This window comes from Halobaculum sp. P14, from assembly GCF_051195155.1.
GTDB lineage: Archaea > Halobacteriota > Halobacteria > Halobacteriales > Haloferacaceae > JBNTKA01.
In genome coordinates this window covers 90,672-111,224 of the sequence record NZ_JBNTKB010000003.1, presented here as the reverse complement: position 1 = coordinate 111,224, position 20,553 = coordinate 90,672, and the positions used below count along the sequence as shown (strand labels likewise).

At 70.3% G+C, this 20,553-nt stretch carries 20 protein-coding genes; 9 read left to right on the top strand and 11 right to left on the bottom strand.

Features of this window, described 5'->3' with window-relative positions:
• Window positions 1-51: 51 nt before the first annotated feature.
• From ACQUS7_RS07620 to ACQUS7_RS07585, 8 genes are all read right to left on the bottom strand, one after another.
• Window positions 52-1,017, bottom strand: a complete 966-nt coding sequence (locus tag ACQUS7_RS07620) for an alpha-ketoacid dehydrogenase subunit beta (protein WP_435125696.1) — start codon at window positions 1,015-1,017, stop codon at window positions 52-54.
• Window positions 1,018-1,019: 2 nt separating this feature from the next.
• Window positions 1,020-2,183 carry a thiamine pyrophosphate-dependent enzyme gene (locus ACQUS7_RS07615; RefSeq protein WP_435125693.1) on the bottom strand — a complete coding sequence of 388 codons (1,164 nt, stop codon included), beginning with the start codon at window positions 2,181-2,183 and terminating at the stop codon, window positions 1,020-1,022.
• A 218-nt stretch (window positions 2,184-2,401) separates the two neighbouring features.
• On the bottom strand, window positions 2,402-2,542 hold the full coding sequence (locus tag ACQUS7_RS07610) for a hypothetical protein (protein WP_435146075.1): 141 nt from the start codon (window positions 2,540-2,542) through the stop codon (window positions 2,402-2,404).
• Window positions 2,543-2,747: 205 nt separating this feature from the next.
• On the bottom strand, window positions 2,748-4,964 hold the full coding sequence (locus ACQUS7_RS07605) for an LUD domain-containing protein (RefSeq protein WP_435146073.1): 2,217 nt from the start codon (window positions 4,962-4,964) through the stop codon (window positions 2,748-2,750).
• A 2-nt stretch (window positions 4,965-4,966) separates the two neighbouring features.
• The gene (locus ACQUS7_RS07600) at window positions 4,967-5,476 is read right to left on the bottom strand and encodes an LUD domain-containing protein (RefSeq protein ID WP_435146071.1); all 510 of its coding nucleotides are present in this window, start codon (window positions 5,474-5,476) and stop codon (window positions 4,967-4,969) included.
• 108 nt (window positions 5,477-5,584) lie between these two features.
• Window positions 5,585-6,070, bottom strand: coding sequence for a DUF3237 domain-containing protein (locus tag ACQUS7_RS07595; protein WP_435146069.1), 486 nt, complete (start codon window positions 6,068-6,070; stop codon window positions 5,585-5,587).
• Between the two features lie 80 nt (window positions 6,071-6,150).
• Window positions 6,151-6,660, bottom strand: a complete 510-nt coding sequence (locus ACQUS7_RS07590) for a universal stress protein (protein ID WP_435125682.1) — start codon at window positions 6,658-6,660, stop codon at window positions 6,151-6,153.
• 501 nt (window positions 6,661-7,161) lie between these two features.
• Entirely contained in the window at window positions 7,162-7,572 is a 411-nt protein-coding gene (locus ACQUS7_RS07585; RefSeq protein ID WP_435146067.1) for an SHOCT domain-containing protein, read from the bottom strand.
• A 360-nt stretch (window positions 7,573-7,932) separates the two neighbouring features.
• On the opposite strand from ACQUS7_RS07585, the gene ACQUS7_RS07580 reads away from it, so the two are divergent.
• Together ACQUS7_RS07580 and ACQUS7_RS07575 are read left to right on the top strand one after the other, a co-directional pair.
• Complete coding sequence (locus ACQUS7_RS07580; RefSeq protein ID WP_435146065.1) at window positions 7,933-8,112, top strand: hypothetical protein; 180 nt, start codon at window positions 7,933-7,935, stop codon at window positions 8,110-8,112.
• Window positions 8,113-8,300: 188 nt separating this feature from the next.
• A complete protein-coding gene (locus ACQUS7_RS07575) occupies window positions 8,301-8,966 on the top strand; it encodes a bacterio-opsin activator domain-containing protein (protein ID WP_435146063.1) in 666 nt (221 codons plus the stop codon).
• 29 nt (window positions 8,967-8,995) lie between these two features.
• On the opposite strand, the gene ACQUS7_RS07570 is transcribed toward ACQUS7_RS07575, so the two are convergent.
• Window positions 8,996-9,691 carry a nucleotidyltransferase family protein gene (locus tag ACQUS7_RS07570; protein WP_435146061.1) on the bottom strand — a complete coding sequence of 232 codons (696 nt, stop codon included), beginning with the start codon at window positions 9,689-9,691 and terminating at the stop codon, window positions 8,996-8,998.
• 238 nt (window positions 9,692-9,929) lie between these two features.
• On the opposite strand from ACQUS7_RS07570, the gene ACQUS7_RS07565 reads away from it, so the two are divergent.
• The 7 genes from ACQUS7_RS07565 (at window position 9,930) to ACQUS7_RS07535 (ending at window position 18,201) form a co-directional block, all read left to right on the top strand.
• On the top strand, window positions 9,930-10,637 hold the full coding sequence (locus ACQUS7_RS07565; RefSeq protein ID WP_435146059.1) for a CoxG family protein: 708 nt from the start codon (window positions 9,930-9,932) through the stop codon (window positions 10,635-10,637).
• Window positions 10,634-11,161: a (2Fe-2S)-binding protein gene (locus ACQUS7_RS07560; RefSeq protein WP_435125665.1), complete on the top strand. Its 528-nt coding sequence runs from the start codon at window positions 10,634-10,636 to the stop codon at window positions 11,159-11,161. The genes ACQUS7_RS07565 and ACQUS7_RS07560 overlap by 4 nt, the downstream gene beginning before the upstream one ends.
• Window positions 11,158-13,665 carry a xanthine dehydrogenase family protein molybdopterin-binding subunit gene (locus ACQUS7_RS07555; RefSeq protein WP_435146056.1) on the top strand — a complete coding sequence of 836 codons (2,508 nt, stop codon included), beginning with the start codon at window positions 11,158-11,160 and terminating at the stop codon, window positions 13,663-13,665. The genes ACQUS7_RS07560 and ACQUS7_RS07555 overlap by 4 nt, the downstream gene beginning before the upstream one ends.
• A complete protein-coding gene (locus ACQUS7_RS07550; protein WP_435125660.1) occupies window positions 13,665-14,555 on the top strand; it encodes an FAD binding domain-containing protein in 891 nt (296 codons plus the stop codon). Before ACQUS7_RS07555 ends, ACQUS7_RS07550 begins: the two co-directional genes overlap by 1 nt.
• A 117-nt stretch (window positions 14,556-14,672) precedes the next feature.
• Complete coding sequence (locus ACQUS7_RS07545) at window positions 14,673-15,686, top strand: AAA family ATPase (RefSeq protein ID WP_435146054.1); 1,014 nt, start codon at window positions 14,673-14,675, stop codon at window positions 15,684-15,686.
• Window positions 15,683-17,077: a VWA domain-containing protein gene (locus tag ACQUS7_RS07540; protein WP_435146053.1), complete on the top strand. Its 1,395-nt coding sequence runs from the start codon at window positions 15,683-15,685 to the stop codon at window positions 17,075-17,077. The genes ACQUS7_RS07545 and ACQUS7_RS07540 overlap by 4 nt, the downstream gene beginning before the upstream one ends.
• A complete protein-coding gene (locus tag ACQUS7_RS07535; RefSeq protein ID WP_435146051.1) occupies window positions 17,074-18,201 on the top strand; it encodes an XdhC family protein in 1,128 nt (375 codons plus the stop codon). Before ACQUS7_RS07540 ends, ACQUS7_RS07535 begins: the two co-directional genes overlap by 4 nt.
• A gap of 44 nt (window positions 18,202-18,245) precedes the next feature.
• On the opposite strand, the gene ACQUS7_RS07530 is transcribed toward ACQUS7_RS07535, so the two are convergent.
• Together ACQUS7_RS07530 and ACQUS7_RS07525 are read right to left on the bottom strand one after the other, a co-directional pair.
• Window positions 18,246-19,436 (bottom strand): ABC transporter substrate-binding protein, encoded by a 1,191-nt coding sequence (locus ACQUS7_RS07530; RefSeq protein WP_435146049.1) that lies wholly within the window; start codon window positions 19,434-19,436, stop codon window positions 18,246-18,248.
• A 92-nt stretch (window positions 19,437-19,528) separates the two neighbouring features.
• Window positions 19,529-20,530 carry an FAD-dependent monooxygenase gene (locus ACQUS7_RS07525; protein WP_435146047.1) on the bottom strand — a complete coding sequence of 334 codons (1,002 nt, stop codon included), beginning with the start codon at window positions 20,528-20,530 and terminating at the stop codon, window positions 19,529-19,531.
• Window positions 20,531-20,553 lie beyond the last annotated feature (23 nt).

Below are 20,553 nucleotides of genomic sequence, written 5' to 3'. Positions count from 1 at the left end.
CTTTCAGTGTTTCCCTGACGGCGACGCGTCGTCGCAGAAAATCGGGCGCGGTCAGACGGAGAGCGCGCGTTCGATGCCGTCGAGGATGCGCGGCGGATGCGGGAAGTAGTAGTCCTCCATCGACAGCAGCGGAACCGGGGTGTCGAAGCCGGTGACCCGCTCGACGGGGGCTTCGAGGTACATCAGCGCCTCGTCGTTGATGCGGGCGACGACGTCGGCGCCGACGCCGCCGCTGCGCGCGCCCTCGTGGACGACGACGGCGCGGCCGGTCTTCTTCACGGACTCGACGACCGTCTCCGTGTCCATCGGCGAGATGGTCCGGAGGTCGATGACCTCGGCGTCGGCGTCGAGCTCCTCGACCGCCTCCAGCGTCGGCGGCATCATCGCCCCCCACGAGACGACCGTGACGTCGCTCCCCTCTTCGCGGACCGCCGCTTCCCCGAGCGGGACCTCGTAGTCCTCCTCCGGGACCTCCTCGCGGAACGACCGGTAGATGCGTTTCGGCTCCATGAACAGCACCGGGTCCGGGTCGCGGATGGCGCTCAGCAGCATCCCCTTCGTGTCGTGTGGCGTGCTCGGAATCGCGATTTTGAGCCCGGGGATGTGCGAGTAGGCGCCTTCGAGGCTCTCGGAGTGGTGTTCGAGCGCGCGGACCCCGGCGCCGTACGGCATCCGGACGACCATCGGCGCGGACAGCTCCCCGCGGGTGCGCCACCGGATTCGGCTGGCGTTCGTGACGAGCTGGTCGAACGCCGGCGGCAGGAAGCCGGAGAACTGGATTTCGGCGACCGGCCGGAAGCCGTACATCGCGAGGCCGACGGCGCCGCCGACGATGGCGATCTCCGAAAGCGGCGTGTCGACGACTCTGTCCTCGCCGAACTCCTCGAGCAGCTCGTCGGTGGCGCGGAACACGCCGCCGCTGCGGGCGACGTCCTCGCCGAAGACGAGCACGCGCTCGTCGGCCGCCATCTCGGTGTGCAATGCGTCGTTGACCGCCTCCACGATAGTAGCCTGCATGGTCATCCCTTGGGTCGCTGTTCGATGTAGTCGTCCATCTCGGGTCGCCGGTCGAGGAGGTCTTCGAACTCCTCGAGCTGCCGGCGGAGCTCCGGCGGCATCTCCGCGTACACGTACGCGAACAGCTCAGCGACGCTCCGCTCGGCGAACTCGTTTGCGGCGTCGAGCGCCGCGTCGAACTCGGCTTCGATGTCCTCGACGACCGCGTCGTGGTCGATGTCGTCCCACAGCCCCTCGGCTTTCAGGAACTCGCGGTAGCGCTCGATGGGGTCTTGCTGCTCCCACTGCTGGACCTCCTCGTCGCTGCGGTACCGCGTCGGGTCGTCGCTGGTGGTGTGTGCGTCCAGCCGGTACGTCACGGACTCGACGAACACCGGGTCGCCGTCGCGGACCCGGTCGCGGGCCCGCGAGACGGCGTCGTAGACGGCGAGGACGTCCTGGCCGTCGACGCGGATGGCGTCCATGCCGTACGCGAGCGCCTTCTGGGCGATGGTGTCCGACCCGGTCTGCTGGTCGAACGGCATCGAGATGGCGTACTGGTTGTTCTGACAGAAGAACAGCGCCGGGAGGCCGAGCGCGCTCGCGAGGTTCAGCGCCTCGTGGGCCGCACCGGTGCTGGTCGCGCCGTCGCCGAGGTAGGCGGTGGCGACGGCGTCGTCGCCGGCGACGTCCATTCCCCAGGCGAGGCCGGACACCAGCGGGAGGTGCGAGCCGATGGAGATGGCGACCTGAGAGTTGTGCTCGGCGAACGACTGCTGGCCCTCCTCGATGCCGCGCCAGAACAGGATCATGTCCTTCATCGGGACGCCCCGCATGAAAAACGGGGTCCAGGCGCGGCCGACGAACAGCCAGTCGTCCGGTTGCAGCGTGAACGCGCTGCCGATGATGCTCGCTTCCTGGCCGCGGGTCGAGCCGAACGTGCCGAGTTCGCCGCGCCGCTGGATGCTCACCATGCGGCGGCTGAACACGCGGTCGGTCACCATCCAGCGGTACAGGTCTCGGAACTCCTCGTCGGTGAGGTCGGGGACTGCGTCCTCGTCGTAGCTCCCGTCCGCGGCGACGATCTGGTGAGTCGGGACGTCGAGGTCAGCCTGCGTGAGGTACTGCGCCTCGCCGCCACTCCCCGGGTCGGGAGGGGTCGGGTCGGTTGACGGTCTATCGCTCATTCGACGGACGACCTGTTGTGCGTAGCCGGTAATAAAGTCGGGGGTGGCGGAGCCGCCGCTCAGCCCGGCGAATCCGGCAGCCTCCGGGCCGCTCCTCGGTCCTGGGCAAAGGTTTATTATAGACAGTTTGGTACGGTCATTCATGGCAGTTGGAAACCCGGAGCTGGTCCGCCGATGATCGACCCAGCCGACAGCCTGGTGGTGGACTGCGACTGGCACTACGCCGACACGTTCGAGCAGGTCGCGCCGTACATGCCCGAGCCGTGGAAGACGAAGTTCCAGAAGAGCGGCTGGGGCGGCACCGGCGTGAAACAGAACCTGAGCGCGTTCTTCCCGGCGTCGACGGGGAACCGATTCAACTACGGGAAGATCGAGCGCGAGTTCTCCGAGTACCCCGACGGCGGCGACGAGAAAAAGGTTTGTTCAGGACAGACCGACCTGTCAGCGCAGTGCAGCGGAGGAGACGGTACGGAGGTAATCGGCCGCCGCCGCGACGACCGCCGGCTCGGTCTGCGGCGACCAGCGGGGTCCGACCGCGGTGGCCTGGCGGTCGGGCGCGAGGAACTACTTCGGCGCGACGAGTTCGACCGGGTGGGTGGCGTCCCGCGGGAACAGCGCGCCGAGCTGTTCGTGACACGACGCGCCGCTCGCCACCAGTTCGCGGTCGTCGACGCCGGCGTCGACGAACTGGTCGCGCAGCGTCTCGCCGACGTCGACGCTGAGTTCGTAGTACTCGGACTTGTAGCCGAACGACCCCGCCATGCCGCAGCACTCCACGTCCGACGTGACGACGTCGAAGCCGAGTTCGGTCAGGACGGCCTCGGTGTGCGCGTCGAGCCCGAGCGTTCGTTGCTGGCAGTGACTGTGGTAGGCGACGGCGCCGCCGCCGGTCAGCGCGGACGCGTCCGCGCCGTTCTCCAGCAGGCCGAACACGTACTCCATGACCTCGTAGCTGTTGTCCGCGATTCGGTCGGCGCGGTCGGCGGGGAGCAGCCGGTCGTACTCGCGTCGGAACGCGGCGAGGTCCGACGGTTCGACGACGACGACGTCCCGGCCGTCGTCGAGGTACGGGTCGAGCGAGTCGGCGACGCGGACGGCGTTCGCCCGCGCCGTTTCTATCATACCTTGTGACAGCGGTGCGCGGCCGCTCTCGTGACACGGCGCGAGTTCGACGTCGACGCCGAGCGCCTCCAAGGTCCGCACGGCGGCCTTCCCGCGGTCGACGAGGACGTAGTTCGTGTACGCGTCCGGGTACAGCACGACGGAGCGGTCCGGTCCATCGGCCGGGGCCGACCCGGCGTCCGCGTCGCGGCCGGCGAACCAGTCGCGGAGCGTCTCCCGCCGGAACGACGGGAGGTCGCGGCGGCGGTCGACGCCGAGCAGCCGGTCCACCGCGGCGCGCACCGGGCCGAGGTCGGCGACCCAGTTGGACACCGGCGCGGTGGCGCTGCCGAGGCGGGCGAGCGTCCCGAAGTTCCCGAACAGCCGCTTCTGCGGGTCCACGCCGCCGGGGTCGTCGTCGGGGGTGAGGCCCTCGACGAGCGAGTCGAACCGGTCCGGGTCGGCGCCGCGGTTCACGCGGTCGCGGACGACCGTGTTTATCCACGGGATGTCGATCTTGACGGGGCAGGCGTCGACGCAGCGCGAACAGCCCGTACAGAGGTCGTTGAACTCGGCCGCCGAGTCGAGGCCGTGGACGCCGGCCTCCCAGCCGGTCGCGATGCCGCCGGTGTACGTCTCGCCGCCGAACGCGTGGCCGCCGACGTGCTGGAAGTTCGCACAGGAGTTCGCGCAGGCGCCACACCGGATGCAGTACAGCGTCTCGCGGAGGTCGTCGTCGTCGCGCATCTCCATCCGGCCGTTGTCGAGCAGCACCAGGTGGAACTCGCGGTCGTCGCCGCCGCCGGAGAGCGGTTCGTCGGGCGCGTCGAAGTCGATGGTCGGCGAGTCGACCGGCGGCGTCAACACCGACAGGTACGTCGCGACGTCCTGTCCGCCGCCGGCCTTCGCGATGAGTTCGGCGAACGCCGGGAGGTCCTCGACGCTCGGAATCAGTTTCTCGACGCCGGCGACCGCGACGTGCGTGTCGGTCGTGACGGCGCACTTCCGGGCGTTCCCCTCGTTCGTGACGAGCGCGATGGAGCCGGACTCGGCGGCCACGAAGTTCGCGCCGGTCATGCCGACGTCGGCCTCGCGGATGCGTTCGCCGACGTGGTCGCGCGCGAACTGCGTGAGGTCCTCGGCGGTCCGCAGCGGCTCGTCGGTGTCGAAGTGGGCGTTGAACAGGTCCGCGATCTCCTCGCGCGACTTGTGGAACGCCGGGCCGACGAGGTGCGACGGCGCTTCGTCGGCGACCTGCAGCACGAACTCGCCGAGGTCCGTCTCGGTGACGTCGACGCCGGCGGCTTCGAGCGCGTCGTTCACCTCGATCTCCTCGGTCGTCATCGACTTCGACTTCGCGACCGAGTCGGCGCCGCGCGCCTCCACGACCTCCGTGATGTAGCGGTTCGCGTCGGCGGCGTCGTCCGCGAGGTACACTTCGCCGCCGTTCGCCTCGACGCTGTCGCGGACCGTCTCGATGAGTTCGGGGAGCCGCTCGATGGCGTCCTCCTTGATGCGGCGGGACTCAGCGCGGAGTTCTTCGATGTCGTCGCGGCGGGCGTTCGCCTCGTAGCGCCCCTGGTTGATGTGGGTCGCGTTCGCGAAGACGGCGTCGCCTTCGGTGTCCAGCAGGTGTCGGATGCGGTCGGCCTTCGCCCGCCGGTCTTTGCTTCCGCTCATGGTTAGCGGTCCGTGAGCACGAGCGCGTGAACGGCCTGCGGGCCGTGCACGCCCTCGACCAGTTCCCCCATGTCCGCGGTCGCGCTCACTCCGGTGGCGACGATTGCGGAGTCGCGGCCGGCGCGGAACTCCGAGCCGAGCCACGTCAGCGCGTCGTCGAGCGTGTCGTGGACGTCGCTCGCGCGGACGACGCCGACGTGTTTCCGCGGGTAGAGGCTCACCGGTTCGGTGCCGGCGGCGTCCGACTGAATCAGGAACGAGCCGTGTTCCGCGACGCCGCCGCCGACGCGGGTGACGCCGGTGTCCGCCTCCTGGAGGAGCCGCGGCGTGGGCGGCGTCGTCACCGCGGTGCCGTCGAGCGAGACGCCGTCGATGCCGAGCGGCGCGCCGACTGCCGTCCCCTCGACGGCGTCGGCCAGCGCCGACTCGAACCCGGCCGTCTCGGTCCGCGTGCACTCGACGCCCGCGGTTTCGAGCGCCGACGCGAACCGCGTCGTGGTGTCCGTTGCCATGACGCACACGTCTCGCCCGCCTCGTTTATGCCTGCCGGTCGTCCGCGTCTGCCGCGCCGCGGTCGCCGGGTTCGCGGCCAGCGCGGCAGTCGGCGGGACGGTGTCGGCTCAGGCGACGCGGAAGACGGCGAGTTTCACGCCGTTCGGCTGGCGGACGCCGGTCGCGACGAAGATGCTGCGCGTGAGCCACTGCAGGTCCGGGTCGGCCGTCTCGAACTCCGGGACGGACCGGAAGTACACCTCCGCCGGGTCGACCGACTCGCCGTCGCGGATGCGTTCGCTGACCGTCGGCGGCGCCCAGCGGATGCCGCGGTTCTCGACGTAGACGCGGGCGCCGTCGTCCGTCTCGAAGGCGTACTTCGCGACGAGTTCGGTGGGCCGCTCGGTTCGGTACAGCTGGTAGTCCGCGCCGCCGGGCAGGATTTCGCCGTCGACGCGACCCGAGACGGTGCCGCTCGTGATTTCGATGATGCGTCGCTGCCCGTCGCCGGTCTCGCCGATCTCGATCGGGTCGGCGACCTCGATGTCGAGGTCCATGACGTGTTCGAACGACGGGTCGAGCAGTTCGTCGTCGTGGTTCCGGTCTGCGCCCATACGCACCCGGATTCGGCGCGGCGATAAGTAGGTGACGCCGCAGACACTCGCCGCACGGGGTGATGCGGTCGGTCGGTCGGCTACTCCGACATCACCGTCAGCACCGGCTGGTCCGCCGTGAGCAGGACGGACTGCGTGGTGCTTCCGAAGACGGCTTTCCCGACGGGGGTGCGTTTGCGGCCGCCGATGACGAGATAGCGGGCGTCCCGGCGTTCGGCCTCCGCGAGGAGTTCCTCGACTGGCTCGCCGACGCGGCCCTGCAGCGTCACCGCACCGTCGGCGTCGAGCGTCCCTCGGACGACGTCGCGCGCAACGCCGGCGGCGTGCCGTTCGCCGTCGTCGATGGAGTAGCCGTCACTCCCGGCGGCGTGTGACTGCCCGCCCCGGTCGCTGCCGCCGTACGACGCCGAGGACTGAAACGGATACTTGGGCGGCCGCTCACCGGTCGACTCTCGGAAGTCGTCGAAGACGTCCTGGGGCATGACGTGGACCACGACGTGCTCCTCGCCGAACTGGTCTGCGAGCGTCTGCCCCTCCCGGACCGGCTTGCTCGGAATCGTCTCCCCGTCGACCGCTGTCAGAACCGTCATGGCCGCAGATGCTCACAGCGGTACATAAAACGTTGTGGCGATTCCAGCGGTGGGAGCGAAGAGATAGCCCAGCAGTTCCACCCCGCAACCCATATGACAACAATAATTAAGCATTGGAATATACCCATTCTTTTTATCATTAATAGCGGACAGAGACAGTAATCGCTAAATCGGGATTTTGTGGGCAGTTTGCCGCGTGTATCCATATCTCGACCGGCTCACTACTCAGAATACATAATAAAAGTCTGATCTTCAATAAGGAGGAGGAATTAATGCTGGAGCCGTAATTATTCTCCGAATTTTGCTATATGCTCGATAATATCTTGTTTAGAGGCAAAATGGAGATTTTATGCCTGGCGATACATATCTATTCGCTTTGTTTTACTCTTTTCTGATAATATAACGTGATAGAAGAACAATTTTCTGAGACGGGCTGTGTGGTGGTCGTCGCTCGCAGCAGGAAGCACGGACGAGTGAGCCGTCGGAGCGCAGGCTGGGTGGCTACCGGTCGTCGCGAAGCCGCTCGCGTCGCTCCTCGAACTCCTCGTCCGTCAGGTCGCCGCGGGCGTACGCGAGTCGGAGTTCCTCCAGCGCGCGGTCCCGGCCGGTCCCGGTCCGCAGGCCGGCGAAGCCGCGGTAGAGCGCGTAGCCGAGTCCGGCGAGCAGGAGCACCCAGACGACGAGTACGCCGAGTCCCCACAGCGGCGACGCCCCAGTCATTCCGCCGCCCATCATGCCGCCGTTCATCATGCCGCCGTTCATCATGCCGCTCCAGCCCCAGCTCATCATTCCCATCATCGGCATCGTGACCGCCATCAGCAGCAGCGGCGCCAGGACGACGACGCCGAGCGCGATGACTGCCAGCCGGAGGAGTCGGTCCGTCGAATCAGGCCCGGTTGCTGCGGAGCTCACGTGGTCCCGGTCGTTCGCTCGGGGCATATTCGTTGTCCCCGGACCGGTGACTCGGCGGGCTGACCACCGCCGCGTTCCGGGACCCGCCCTGGCGAGGTGAACCGCGAGGGACGGAACTGTTTCCCCGCGTCGTCCGGCGGTCCGCAGTGGCGACGTGGCGCGTCGGGCCGGCCCAGTTGCCTCGGTATCGAGGGGCGTTAAAAAACAGTAGACCTTTCCGGGCGGGACGTGTTATCACGGCAAGAGATACAAGCCCACGTGGAGGTGAAATCGCCTTGGATTCGCTGGTCGACCGCAGACGTTGACCCCCCGGCTTCGACCCGGAACCTGGTTCCTGTATTCTCGGTCCAGGAGACATTCATGTCCGACGTACCCGACTTCAGCGGCGACTCCGGCTTCGAAGACGCACTGACGCGACTCATCGAACGCGCCTACAGGAACGGCACGAACATCGAGGGTGGCTGGAAGTGCTCCATCGACGGGAACGGCGACTTCCACTGGGACGTCCAGATTTCCAGGGTCGAATACGACGACGACTGACCCGACCGGCCGCTCCGCGCCGCCGGGTGGTTCGCGGGTCGGCAACCGCGGCTCGCCCCCGGCGCCCTGCCGCGGATTTTCTGTTTAAAGGGCTTTGATACCCAACCAAACGGTTACCCGAATTCCCCTCCTACCGTATCCACACTGATGACGGACACGAGTTTCTGCAGTTACACGCGAACGGGGGTGTGAGGGTGAGCGTCATCGCCGAGTTCTCGGTGGCGGCCGAGGAGTTCATCCTCGGGAAAGCCCTGACGCAAACCGCCGGGCTCTCCATCGAACTCGAGAAGATGATTCCGACGGGTGACACGACCATTCCGTACTTCTGGGTGGTCGGCGAGGGCCGGTCGGAGTTCGAGGCCGTCCTCACGTCCGAACCGGCGCTGTCGACGTTCGAGGCGGTCGACGAACTCGACGACAGAACCCTCTACCGGGTCGAGTGGGACCGGTCCGTCGACACGTTCGTCCAGACCATCGTAGAGCACGACGCGGTGCTGCAGGACGCCAACGGCGACGCCGACTCGTGGCTGTTCCAGCTCCGGTTCCCCGACGCGCACGCCCTCTCGTCGTTTCACACCGCCTGCCGGGAACGCGGCATCGACGTCACGGTCGAGGGGCTGTTCAACCCCATCGAGCCGCACTCGGTCGACACCAGCGACCTGACGGAGGCCCAACACAGCCTCCTCGTCCGCGCGTACGACGAGGGCTACTTCGAGGTGCCGCGGAAGATCACGCTCGCGGAACTCGCCGAGGAACTCGGCGTCTCGGACCAGGCGCTGAACGAGCGGCTCCGGCGGGGCCTGAGCACCGTCATCGGCGCCACGCTCCAGCCCGATTCGCCACAGAAACCGTAACTCGGCCGTTTTTCCGCGGTTCCGGGGACTCACCCGTTCGTCTCCGCGTCCCGGTCGGCGTCAGCCGCGCGCGTGAGGTCCTGCGGCGTGTCGACGTCGACGACGACCCCGGCGTCCCCGACGTCGACGAGCGCCGCCGCGTCGCTGCCGCGGAGGACGGCGCGGCCGCCGACGTCGCCGTCGACGCGGCGGAGCGAATCGAAGTGCGCACGGTCGAACAGCACCGGGTTCCCGCGAACGCCGTCGTGGGCGGCGGCGAGCGCCGTCCCGACGTCCGCCCGGTACGCGTCGACGAGTCGCCGGACGGTCGAGGAGGCCACGGTCGGCATGTCTCCCGGGAGGAACACCGCGGCGTCCGCGTCGAGGTCGGCGGCGGCCTCGACGCCGCGGGCGACGCTGCTGGCGAGTCCGTCGGCGTAGTCGGGGTTCTCGACGACGCGAACTGCGGCGTCGCCGAGCGCGTCGCGGACGGCGCCGGCTTCCCAGCCGACGACGGCGACGACGGCCGCGAGGTCCGCGTCGAGCAGCGTCCGTGCGGCGTGTCGGACGAGCGGCCGGCCGTCGAGTTCTGCGAGGAGCTTGTTCGCGTCGCCGAAGCGGCTGCTCGTCCCTGCGGCGAGCAGCACCCCGACGACCGACGGCGCGGCGTCTCCCGACCGGTCCGGCGTCGGAATCCGTTCGGCGTCGTAGACGGGGAGGTCGGTGTCTGTGTCAGTGTCGGTCACGGCGACGCCTCGCAGTGGGACGGTTCGCGGCGCGCGCCGAGTCGGGTCGAGACGCCCGGGGAGCGGTTCATGGCGGCCTGTCGACGGGCGCTGCGGTGCGGTTCGACTCGGCCCGGTCGGTGCGGGCGGCGCGGGGCCTGTTCGGCTTCCGCAGGTTAGTTGGCATCCCTAGTATGCAAAGAACTATGATTACATAATATCATTGTAGTGTGTCGGAGGGTAGCACGAACCACAGACCATGAACTTCAGCGGAACATTCCACCTCGACGAGACGACGCCCGAGGACGTGTGGCTCGCCCTGTCGGACCCGGTGCTGATAGAGCGCGCGCTTCCCGGCTGCCAGTTCCTCGTCCGCGTCGACGACACGGACGTCGACTTCGACGCGCTGCGCGAGGAGACCGCAGACAGGACCGTCGCGCCGACCGCCGACCCGGCCGTCATCGAGGAGCGCGCCTTCGAGGAGGGCGGCCACTACGCCGCGCTGTTGCAGCTCAGCGTCGGCCCCATCAACCCGACGTTCGAGACGGTCGTCACCGTCGACCGCCGCGAGTTCCCGGAGATGTCAGCGTCCGGCGAGGGCTCGTCCAGCAACAGCTCGTTCGAGCTGTCGTCGGGGATGACGCTCGCGGCAGCCGACGGCGGCGTCGACGTCGACTGGGAGACCGACGCCGAGGTGTTCGGGAAGGTCGCCCAGATGGGTCAGCGCGTCGTCAACCCGGTCGCGAACCGGGTGGTGAAGCGGTTCTTCTCGTCGGTACAGGACGAACTGCACGACCTCCGCGACCCCGAGGCCGCCGCCGGCGACGCGGGCGACGGAGACGCGGACGGCGCCGACGGAGACGACGCGGCCGGCGACGGCGAGGGGGACGGGGCGGACGAATCGGGCGGCGGCCGCGGCATCGTCGACAGGGTGCTCGGCCGGTCGAACAACGACTCACAGCCATGACTGAACACGACATCACGCTCACGGTCAACGAGACGGAGCACGAACTCACGGTCGAATCGCGAACCCTGCTGGTGCACGCCCTCCGGGACGAACTCGGCTACACCGGCACGAACGTCGGCTGCGAGAGCAGCCTCTGTGGCGCCTGCACCGTCCACCTGGACGGCGAAGCCGTCAAGTCCTGTACGGTGCTGGCGGTGCAGGCGGACGGCGGCACCGTCGAAACCGTCGAAGGGCTCGGAGGCCGGGACGACTTCCACCCGATTCAGACCGGGTTCCAGGAGGAGCACGGTCTGCAGTGCGGCTACTGCACCCCCGGGATGATGATGGCCGCGACGGACCTGCTCGCGGAGAACCCCGACCCGACCCGCGAGGAGATTCGAGAGGGACTGGAGGGGAATCTCTGCCGCTGCACCGGCTACCAGAACATCGTCAACGCGGTGGAGAACGCCGCGGAGTCGATGGACGGCGGCGCGGTCGCTGACGGCGGCGAAGTGCGGTGGCCGGACGGAGGTGACGAGCGGTGAGCATCGACTCCATCGACCCGGACGACGTCGACGCCGCGGACATCCTCGGGTCGGCCATCGAGCGCCGCGAGGACCCGGCGCTCGTCACCGGCGACGCGGAGTACACGGACGACATTCAGCTCGACGGCATGCTCCACATGGCGGTGCTCCGCAGCCAGTACGGCCACGCCCGCCTCCGCGACGTCGACACCACGGCCGCCGAGGAGATGGACGGCGTCGTCGCCGTCTACACCCACGACGACCTGCACCGCGAGGACACGCCGAGCGGCGGGTCGTACTCGCTGCCGGTCGGCTGGCTGCTCGACAGCCTCCGCCAGGTCGACCACCCGATTCTCGCGGACGACCGCGTCCGGTACCAGGGCGACGCCGTCGCCGTCGTCGTCGCGGAGGACCGGTACGTCGCCCACGACGCCGCCGACGCGGTCGCCGTCGACTACGAGCGGCTGGACGCCGTCGCCGACCCGGACGACGCGCTCGCGGACGACGCGCCGACGCTGCACGACGACGCCGAGGGCAACGTCGCCTTCGAGTGGGAAATCGGCGACGACGAGAAGACCGACGCGGCGTTCGACGACGCCGCCCACACCGTCAGCCTCGACCTGGAGAACCAGTTGCTCATCGCGAACGCGATGGAGCCGCGCGCCGCCGTCGCGGACTACCACCCCGGGACGGACGAACTGGACGTGTTCATGACGTCGCAGAACCCGCACCTCCACCGGCTGCTGATGTCGGGCGTCATCGGCCACCCGGAGCACAAGCTCCGCGTGAAGGCGCCGGACGTCGGCGGCGGGTTCGGCAGCAAAATCCACCACTACGCCGACGAGGCGCTGGTGGCGTGGGTCGCGAAGGACCTCGAACGGCCCGTGAAGTGGACGGCGACCCGGACGGAGACGTACAAGACCGACGCGCCGGGCCGCGGCCACCGGACGCTCGCGGAGCTCGCGATGGACGACGCCGGCAACATCACCGGCGTCCGCGTCGACACCAGGGCGAACCTCGGCGCGTACCTGTCGACGTTCGCGCCGGCCGTCCCGACGTACCTGTACGGGACGCTGCTCTCCGGGCAGTACGACATCCCGGCGATTCACTGCTCGGTGACGGGCGCGTACACGAACGTCCCGCCGGTGGACGCCTACCGCGGCGCCGGCCGGCCGGAGGCGTCGTTCCTCATCGAGCGGCTCGCCCACCTCGGCGCCCGCGAGGTCGGCATGGACCCGGCCGAGTTCCGGCGGCAGAACTTCGTGCCGGACGACGCCTTCCCGTACGACACGCAGGTCGCCGTCTCGTACGACAGCGGCGACTACGAGAAGCCGCTCGACGAGGCGCTGGAGATGGTCGGCTACGACGACTTCCGGCAGCGGCAGGCCGACGCGCGCGAGGAGGGCCGCTACCTCGGCGTCGGCTTCTCCTGTTACATCGAGGCGTGCGGGCTGGCGCCGTCGGAGCTCGCCGGGCAGCTCGGCGCGCAGGCCGGGCTGTGGGAGTCCAGCCTCGTCCGGTTCCACCCGTCCGGGACGGTGACGGCGTTCTGCGGCACCTCCGGGCACGGGCAGGGCCACGGCACGACGTACGCCCAGATCGTCGCGAACGAGCTCGGGATTCCGTACGAGGACGTCGAGGTCGTCGAGGGCGACACCGACGAAATCCCGCAGGGGATGGGGACGTACGGCTCCCGGTCGGCGGCGGTCGGCGGCAGCGCGCTCGTGAAGAGCTCGCAGAAACTGGTGGAGAAGGCGCGCGAACTCGCCGCCCACCAGCTCGAAGCCGACCCGGCGGACGTCGAGTTCGACGCCGGCGAGTTCCACGTCGCCGGCGCGCCCGACCGGTCGGTCGGCATCAAGGCGCTCGCCGAGCAGTCGTACCTCGCACACGACATCCCCGACGACATGGAGCCGGGGCTGGAGGCCACGTCGTTTTACGACCCCGACAACTTCGTGTTCCCGTTCGGGACGCACGTCGCGGTCGTCGAAGTCGACCCGGCGTCCGGCGAAATCGAGTTCGAGCAGTACGTCGCCGTCGACGACGTCGGCAACCAGATCAACCCGAAAATCGTGGAGGGGCAGGTGCACGGCGGCGTCGCACAGGGCGTCGGTCAGGCGCTTTACGAGGGCGCCGAGTACGACGCCAACGCCCAGTTGCTCACCGGGTCGATGCAGGACTACGCGGTGCCGAAAGCAATGCACATCCCGGAGATGGACACCGGGTCGACCGTGACGGAGAGCCCGCACAACCCGCTCGGCGTGAAAGGCGTCGGCGAGGCCGGCACCATCGCGGCGCCGCAGGCCGTGATGAACGCCGTCGTGGACGCGCTGGAGCCGTTCGGCGTCGACCACCTGGAGATGCCGATGACCGCCGAAACCGTCTGGAACGCGACCGGCGGCAGCGCCGCGACCGACGGCGGTACCGAGCCGAACCGCGACGGAGACCGCGACCGGAACCGCGACGGCGACGCAGACGCGGACGGCGCGCCGGATGCCGCCGTGGACGACGGGGGTGAGCGCTGATGTTCCCCGACGAGTTCGACTACCACGAGGCGGCGTCGGTCGAGGAGGCCATCGACCTGCTCGAAGCGAACGCGGACGCGGAAACCGAGCTGCTGGCGGGCGGACACAGCCTGCTCCCGGCGATGAAGACGGGGCTGTCCAGCCCGGACGTCCTCGTCGACCTCGGCGGCGTCGACGAGCTCCACGGCGTCTCGGCCGACGGCGATACCGTCGTCGTCGGCGCGATGACGCGGTACAGCGACCTGCTGGACGCGGACGCCGCCCGCGAGCTGGCGCCGGCGCTGACGGCTGCGGTCGCGGAGGTCGGCGACCGGCAGGTGCGGAACCGCGGCACCGTCGGCGGCAACCTCGCGCACGCCGACCCGGCGTCGGACCTGCCGGGCGCGGCGCTCACCTCCGACGCCGACGTCGTCGTCGCCGGCCCGACCGGCGAGCGGACCGTCCCGGCCGACGAGTTCTTCTTCGGGATGTACGCGACGGACCTCGGGCCGAGCGAGCTCGTGACGCGCGTCGAGGTGCCGGCCGAACCGGACGCCGTCGGGACGTACGCGAAGAAGCCGAGCCCGTCGTCGGGCTACCCGATGGTCGGCGTGTCGGTGCTGCTGCACGCCGACGGCGGCACCGTCGACCGGGTCCGCGTCGGCGCGAACGGCGTGATGGACCACGGCGTCAGGCTCCACCCGGTCGAAGAGGCGCTCGCCGGCGAGCGGCTGGACGGCGACGCGATTTCGGCCGCGGCGAGCCGCGCAACCGACGACCTCGACACCGCGATGATGATGGACGACCTGCAGGCGTCCGCCGACTTCCGGGCGCAGCTTCTGGAGGTGTACACCGAGCGGGCGCTGGAGGACGCCGCCGACCGGGTCTCCGCGGCCGCAGCGGCCGACTGAGCCGACCGAATCCGACGCATCGCTCCGCGGCCGCCCTCGGGTGCAGTTCCCGGCGGCGCCGCCGAACCGACCGCCGTGCGGACTACCCACGGACCAACCGAGACCACCGAGTTACACATGGAGGACGGACCGACGACGGCGCACCCCGACGTGACCGAATCCGACGTCCGCGAAGCCTTCGAGGCCGCCGCGTACGTCGCCGAAGACAAGATCGTGACGACGGTGCAGTTGGCGCTCCGGCTCGGCAAGCCGCTGCTCGTCGAGGGAGAGCCGGGCGCCGGGAAGACCGAACTGGCGAAGGTGCTCGCCGCCGGCTTCGGCTCCGAACTGATTCGGCTGCAGTGTTACGAGGGGCTGACCGCGGAGCACGCGCTGTACGAGTGGAACTACACGAAACAGCTGTTGGCGGTGCAGAGCGGCGACGACGCGGAGCCGTCCGTGTTCAGCGAGGAGTACCTGCTGGAGCGGCCGCTGCTGGCCGCGCTCCGCGGCGACGGCGACCGGCCGCCGGTGCTGCTCGTCGACGAGATCGACCGGGCGGACGCCGAGTTCGAGGCGCTGCTCCTGGAGGTGCTGTCCGACTTCCAGGTGTCGATTCCGGAGCTCGGCACCGTCGCGGCCGACCGGCCGCCCATCGTCGTCGTCACGTCGAACCGGACGCGGGCGCTGAGCGACGCGCTGAAGCGGCGCTGCCTGTACCTGCACGTGTCGCCGCCGTCGTTCGAGAAGGAGCGCGAAATCCTGCGGCGGCGCGTCCCCGAACTCGACGGCGTCGTCGCGGCGGAGCTGTGTGCGGCCGTCGCACGGCTGCGCGAGGAGCCGCTGCGGAAGCCGCCGGGCGCCGCCGAGACAATCGACTGGGCGCGCGCCGTCGCGAACGTCTCACAGCACGGCGACGGCGCCGGAGACGGGCCCGTGCTGACCCGCGACGTCGTCCGGAACACGCTCGGCTGCCTGCTGAAGGAGGTGGAGGACGTCGAGCGCGTCGACGACGACCTGCTCACTGCGCTGCTCGACGCCGCCGAAGACGCCGCGGCCGACGCCGCCGAAGCTGTCGCTGACGACGAGGCGATGGACAACCAGAGAACCGACGAATCGTCCGCAGCGAGCGACGTGGAGGCGAACCGGTGACCGCCGACGGCGACGCAGCCTGTGGGGACGCCGCCGACGACGGCGCGTCCGCACCCGGCGGCGACGGCGCGGACGGAGCGGTCGCCGTCGACGACCACGTCCGGGAGTCGCTCGTCGCGTTCGTCCGGGCGCTCCGCCGCGACGGCGCGGCCGTCCCGGCGAACGCGGCGAGGACGGCCGCGCGGGCGCTCGTCGAGGTCGGGCTCGCGGACCGCGACCGCGCACGCGACGCGCTCCGCGCGGCGCTTCTCACCGACCGCCGTGACTTCGAGTCGTTCGACCGGCTGTTCACGTCGTTCTGGCACGACCTCGCCGGCGGGCCGGGCGGCATGGCCGGGCTGGTGGAGGACGTCGACGGCGGCCTCGCACCGCTCGACCAGACGGGCCGCGAGGAGTCGGCGTCCGTCGAGGACGAAGGCGGCGACGGCGACGGCGGAAGCGACGACGGTGCGACCCTGGACGAACGGTCCGCCGGCGGCGAACTGTTCGACCTCGACGCGGCCGACGACGACCCGGCCGGCGACGACGAGGCGGAGACGGCGCTGTACAGCCCGGCCGGCTCGGCGGAGCCGGTCCGGGGCCACGGCGTCGCCGACCCGGTCGGCCTGGACGCGTCGTTCCGGGCGCTGACGGACGCGCTCGCCGGGCTTCCAGGCCGCCGATTCGACGCCGGCGGCGACCGGGTCGACGTCCGCCGGGCGCTCCGCAGCAGCGTCGGCACCGGCGGCACCGTCGTCAGCGTGCCGACGCGGAGCCGTCGCCGCAGTGCGGTCAGCGCGGTGCTGCTGGTGGACGTCAGCCGGTCCGTCCTCGACACCGTCGACCGCGGCTTCCTCGTCGACTTCCTGCGGCGCGCCCGCCGGGACTGGCGGGACGTCCGCGTCTTCTTCTTCGACGAGTCGCTGCGGGAGGTGACCGCCGCCGTCGACGCGCCGTCGGCGGCCGCCGCGATGGACGCGCTCGACGCCGCCGAAGCCGCGTGGGGCGGCGGAACCCGAATCGGCGGCGCGCTCGCGGAACTCCGGGAGCGAGCGCCCGACGCCGTCGACCGCCGAACCACGGTGTTCGTCGTCAGCGACGGCCTGGAGACGGGCGACGTCGACGAACTGGAGCGCGGGCTCGCCTGGGTCGCCCGCCGCGCGCCGCGGGTGCTGTGGCTGAATCCGCTCGCCGCCGCCGCGACGTACGAGCCGACCGCCCGCGGGATGGCCGCGGCGCTCCCGTACGTCGACGGCCTGTTCGCGTTCACCGGCCCCGACGACGTCGCCGACGCGGCCGCACAGCTCGCCCGATACGGCACCGGCTCCGCCGGCCTCCTCGGCTACGAGCGCCGCGCCGGCGCCGCCCCCGGGCCGAACCGACCGCCGACTGCGCCACCGAGAGACACATGAGTTCACCCGACTGGAGCGCCCCCGAAACGGCCGTATTCGACCGAATCAGCGACGCCCTGGACGCCGGCGACGACGCCGTCCTGGCGACCGTCGTCGACGTCGAGGGCAGCGCCTACCGCCGCCCCGGCGCGAAGATGCTGCTCGACGCGGCGGGCGGCGGCGCCGGCAGCATCACCGCCGGCTGCATCGAAGACGAGGTGCGCGCGCTGGCCGCCGACGTCATCGACGACGGCGCCCCCCGCGTCGAGACCTGGGACCTCACCGGCGACGACGACGTCTGGGGGCTCGGCGTCGGCTGTAACGGCGTCATCACCGTGCTGCTCGAACCCCTCGACGACTCCTTCCGGCCGGTCGTGGCGGCCCGCGGCGCCGGCGACCTCATCGGCGTGGCGACCGTCGTCGGCGGCGACGCGGCCCCGGTCGGCGCCCGCGGCTACCTCCGGCCCGGCGACGGCTTCGACCGCGGCGACCTCCCGGAAGGCGCCGCCGCGGAACTGACGGACGCGCTGCGGTCGCTCGTCGCCGACGGCGGGAGCGAAACCGTGGCCGTCGACACCGCCGACGGCGCCGCGGACGTGTTCTGTGACGCCGTCCGGCCGCCGCCCGAACTCGTCGTGTTCGGCTCCGGCAACGACGTCGCGCCGGTCGTCGAACTCGCCGCGCTCGCGGACTTCCGGGTCACGGTCGCGTCGTTCCGCGGCGGCGACGCGGACGCCGACCGGTTCCCCGGCGCCGCCGACGTCGTGTCGGTGTCGCCGCGGGACGTCGCCGACCGGTTCGACTGGGACGACCGCAGCTACGTCGTCGTGATGAGCCACAACTTCGTCGACGACCGGCTCGCGCTCGACGCGCTGCTGGACACGCCCGTCCCGTACGTCGGTCTGATGGGCCCCGAGGCCCGGTTCGACGAGATGCGCGAGGCGTTCGACGAGGAGGGCCGCGAGCTCACGGCCGCCGACCGCGACCGAATCTACACCCCAATCGGGCTGAACCTCGGCGGCGACACGCCCTACCAGATCGCACACAGCATCGTCGCGGAGCTGCTCGCGGTCGCGAACGACCGGACGCCCGGCCACCTCAGCCAGCGGGACGGACCGATTCACGGCCGCGACGACGGCGAGTGAGCGGGCCGAATTGCGGAGCGGCGGGCCGAAGCGAGGGCCGCCGGTCAGAAGTCGCCGGTGACGATGTCGGCGACGCGCCGGCGGTCGAACAGTTCTGTGTCGCTGGTCACCGCGCCGAACACGTCGGGGTAGAGCTGTTTGGCGGCGCGCTCGGTGAGAAAGAGGTTCTGAATCGGGCCCTGGTACAGGTAGCCGCCGCGGTACACCCGGCCGTTCTGGACGGCCGTCAGTTCGCTGCCGACCGGGTGGTTCCGCATGAACGCGAGCACCGTGTCGCGGAACTCGGCGGCGGACTTCCGTTCGTGGCCGCGGATCAGCATCACTTCCGGGTCGATTTCGAGGAGGTTCTCGTAGTCGAGCTCCCCGCGGTTCGTGGTGCTGAGGTTCTCGATGTCGGTCCCGGCGAGCGCGTCGGTGACGCCGAGGTCGCGCCACTGTTTCTTGCTGGTGCCCTTGTCGACGAGGCGGTACGGCGAGAACGTCTCGGGTTCGTTCGTCCCTTCGTACGTCAGGAAGACGCTCGGCCGCTCTTCGGCCGGCGGCAGCTTCGCCTGGAGCCGCGCGATGAACTCGTCGTGGAGCGCCTCGAACGCCCGGAAGCGCTCCTGCTGTTGGAACAGCGCGGCGAGCTTCCCGAACGCCTGGTAGAGCGTGTAGTACCGGTAGTCGTGCCACTCGTCCGACCGGCGGAAGATGAGGTTCCCGAAGAACGGCGCGACGTTGCCGGCGATTTCGTCGACGTCGTCGTCGTCCCAGTCGAACCAGTTGACGAGCATCTGCGGGTCGTACACGTGGACGTCGCAGTCGAGTTCGTAGAACTGCTCTTTCGTCCGGACGTCGGAGTTCGCTTCCAGCCTCTTCCGGTCGACGCCGACGCCGGGGAGTTCGTCGTACTGGTAGGTGTAGTAGCGGTCGATTCCGCCGAGGCCGACCAGTCCGTCGCCCTGGCCGAGCGCGACTCCCATGTCGGCGAAGCCGCCGTCGTACGCGACCCAGCGTTCCGGTACCGACTCGAAGGTGACGTCGCCGACCGGCGCCATCGATACCGTGTACGGGTCGGGGTCGTCGGGGGTCGAAGACCGCGTCGCCGTCGACTGTTCTGTCTCGGTCGGCGAGCCGGCGCCGTCCGAGTTCCCGGCGCAGCCGGCGAGGAAGCCGCCGCCGGCGACCGCGCCGCCGTACTTGAGGTAGTCGCGCCGCGTCGTGCCGCCGTCGCGCTGTGAGTCACGCACCATGATTTTAGGCCGACCTAAAACCATGTAGCCGTTTCGGTCCCACCCGGAACCGGTCACCGGTCCGACCCGACCGCCAGCGCGGCGCGCGTCGCTCAGTCGGCGAGGTACTCCCGGATGGCGTCGTCGCCGACGACGTCCAGGACGCGCTCGGTGCCGAGGGTGTCGACGAGGCGCCGGAGGCCGCGCTCGGAGCGGGCGTCCGCTTCCTCGTCGGTGACGCGCGTGTCGAACGCCCGGTCGATGTACCGCTCGCGGAGTTCGACGTACCGCTCGTCGTCGAGCCCGTGGTCGTCGCCGGCCTCGTCGTCGTACCAGTCGCGCCACCGGTCGCGGTCGCTCCAGTCCCCGGCGAACTCCGCCTCGCTCCGGAGCCAGTCGTAGTGCGGGGCGACGCCGTCGGGGTAGCCCTGGTCTCGGCGGTGGTCGGCGATGAGGCCGCGGGCGACGTGCGCGCCGTTGCCGGCGGCGACGACCGCCTGCGCGCTCCGCTCGCCGGCCGGCGCAGCGACGAACAGCCCGTCGACCGGCGTCCCGCCGTCCGCGTCGGCGTACTCCCCGTCGAAGTGCTCGTGCACGTCGCCGTCGTGTTCGTGCCGCTCGAACGGGTCGTCGCCGACGACCGGGCGGAGGTACGAGCCGTCGTACCACGCCGCCGCGACGACGAACCGCGCCGAGACGCTGCGCCCCTCCTGCGTCTCCACGACGAACCTCGCGTCGTCGCCGTCGGTGTGCCGGACGGACTCGACCATGTCCGAGACGAGGTCGGCGCCGGCGTCCGCGACGTGCGCGGACAGCAGGTCCGAGAACGTCTCGACGTCGATGCCGGCCGGGAATCCGAGGTAGTTCTCCAGGTACGCACAGCGCGGGAGCGCCGCCGGGCCGCGGTCGAAGACGACCGTGTCGAGGCCGTACCGGGCGGTGAACACCGCCGCGGCGCTCCCGGTCGGGCCGCCGCCGACAACGACGACGTCGACGGCGCGGTCGGCGTTGCGGGCGGAGTCGCGGTCGGCGTCGGTTCCGGCGTCGGCGTCTACGTCGGCATCGGTTCCGGCGTCTGCGTCCACGTCGGCGTCGGTGCCGCCGTCTCCAGTCATCGTCGGACCTCGCGGCTGCGGGC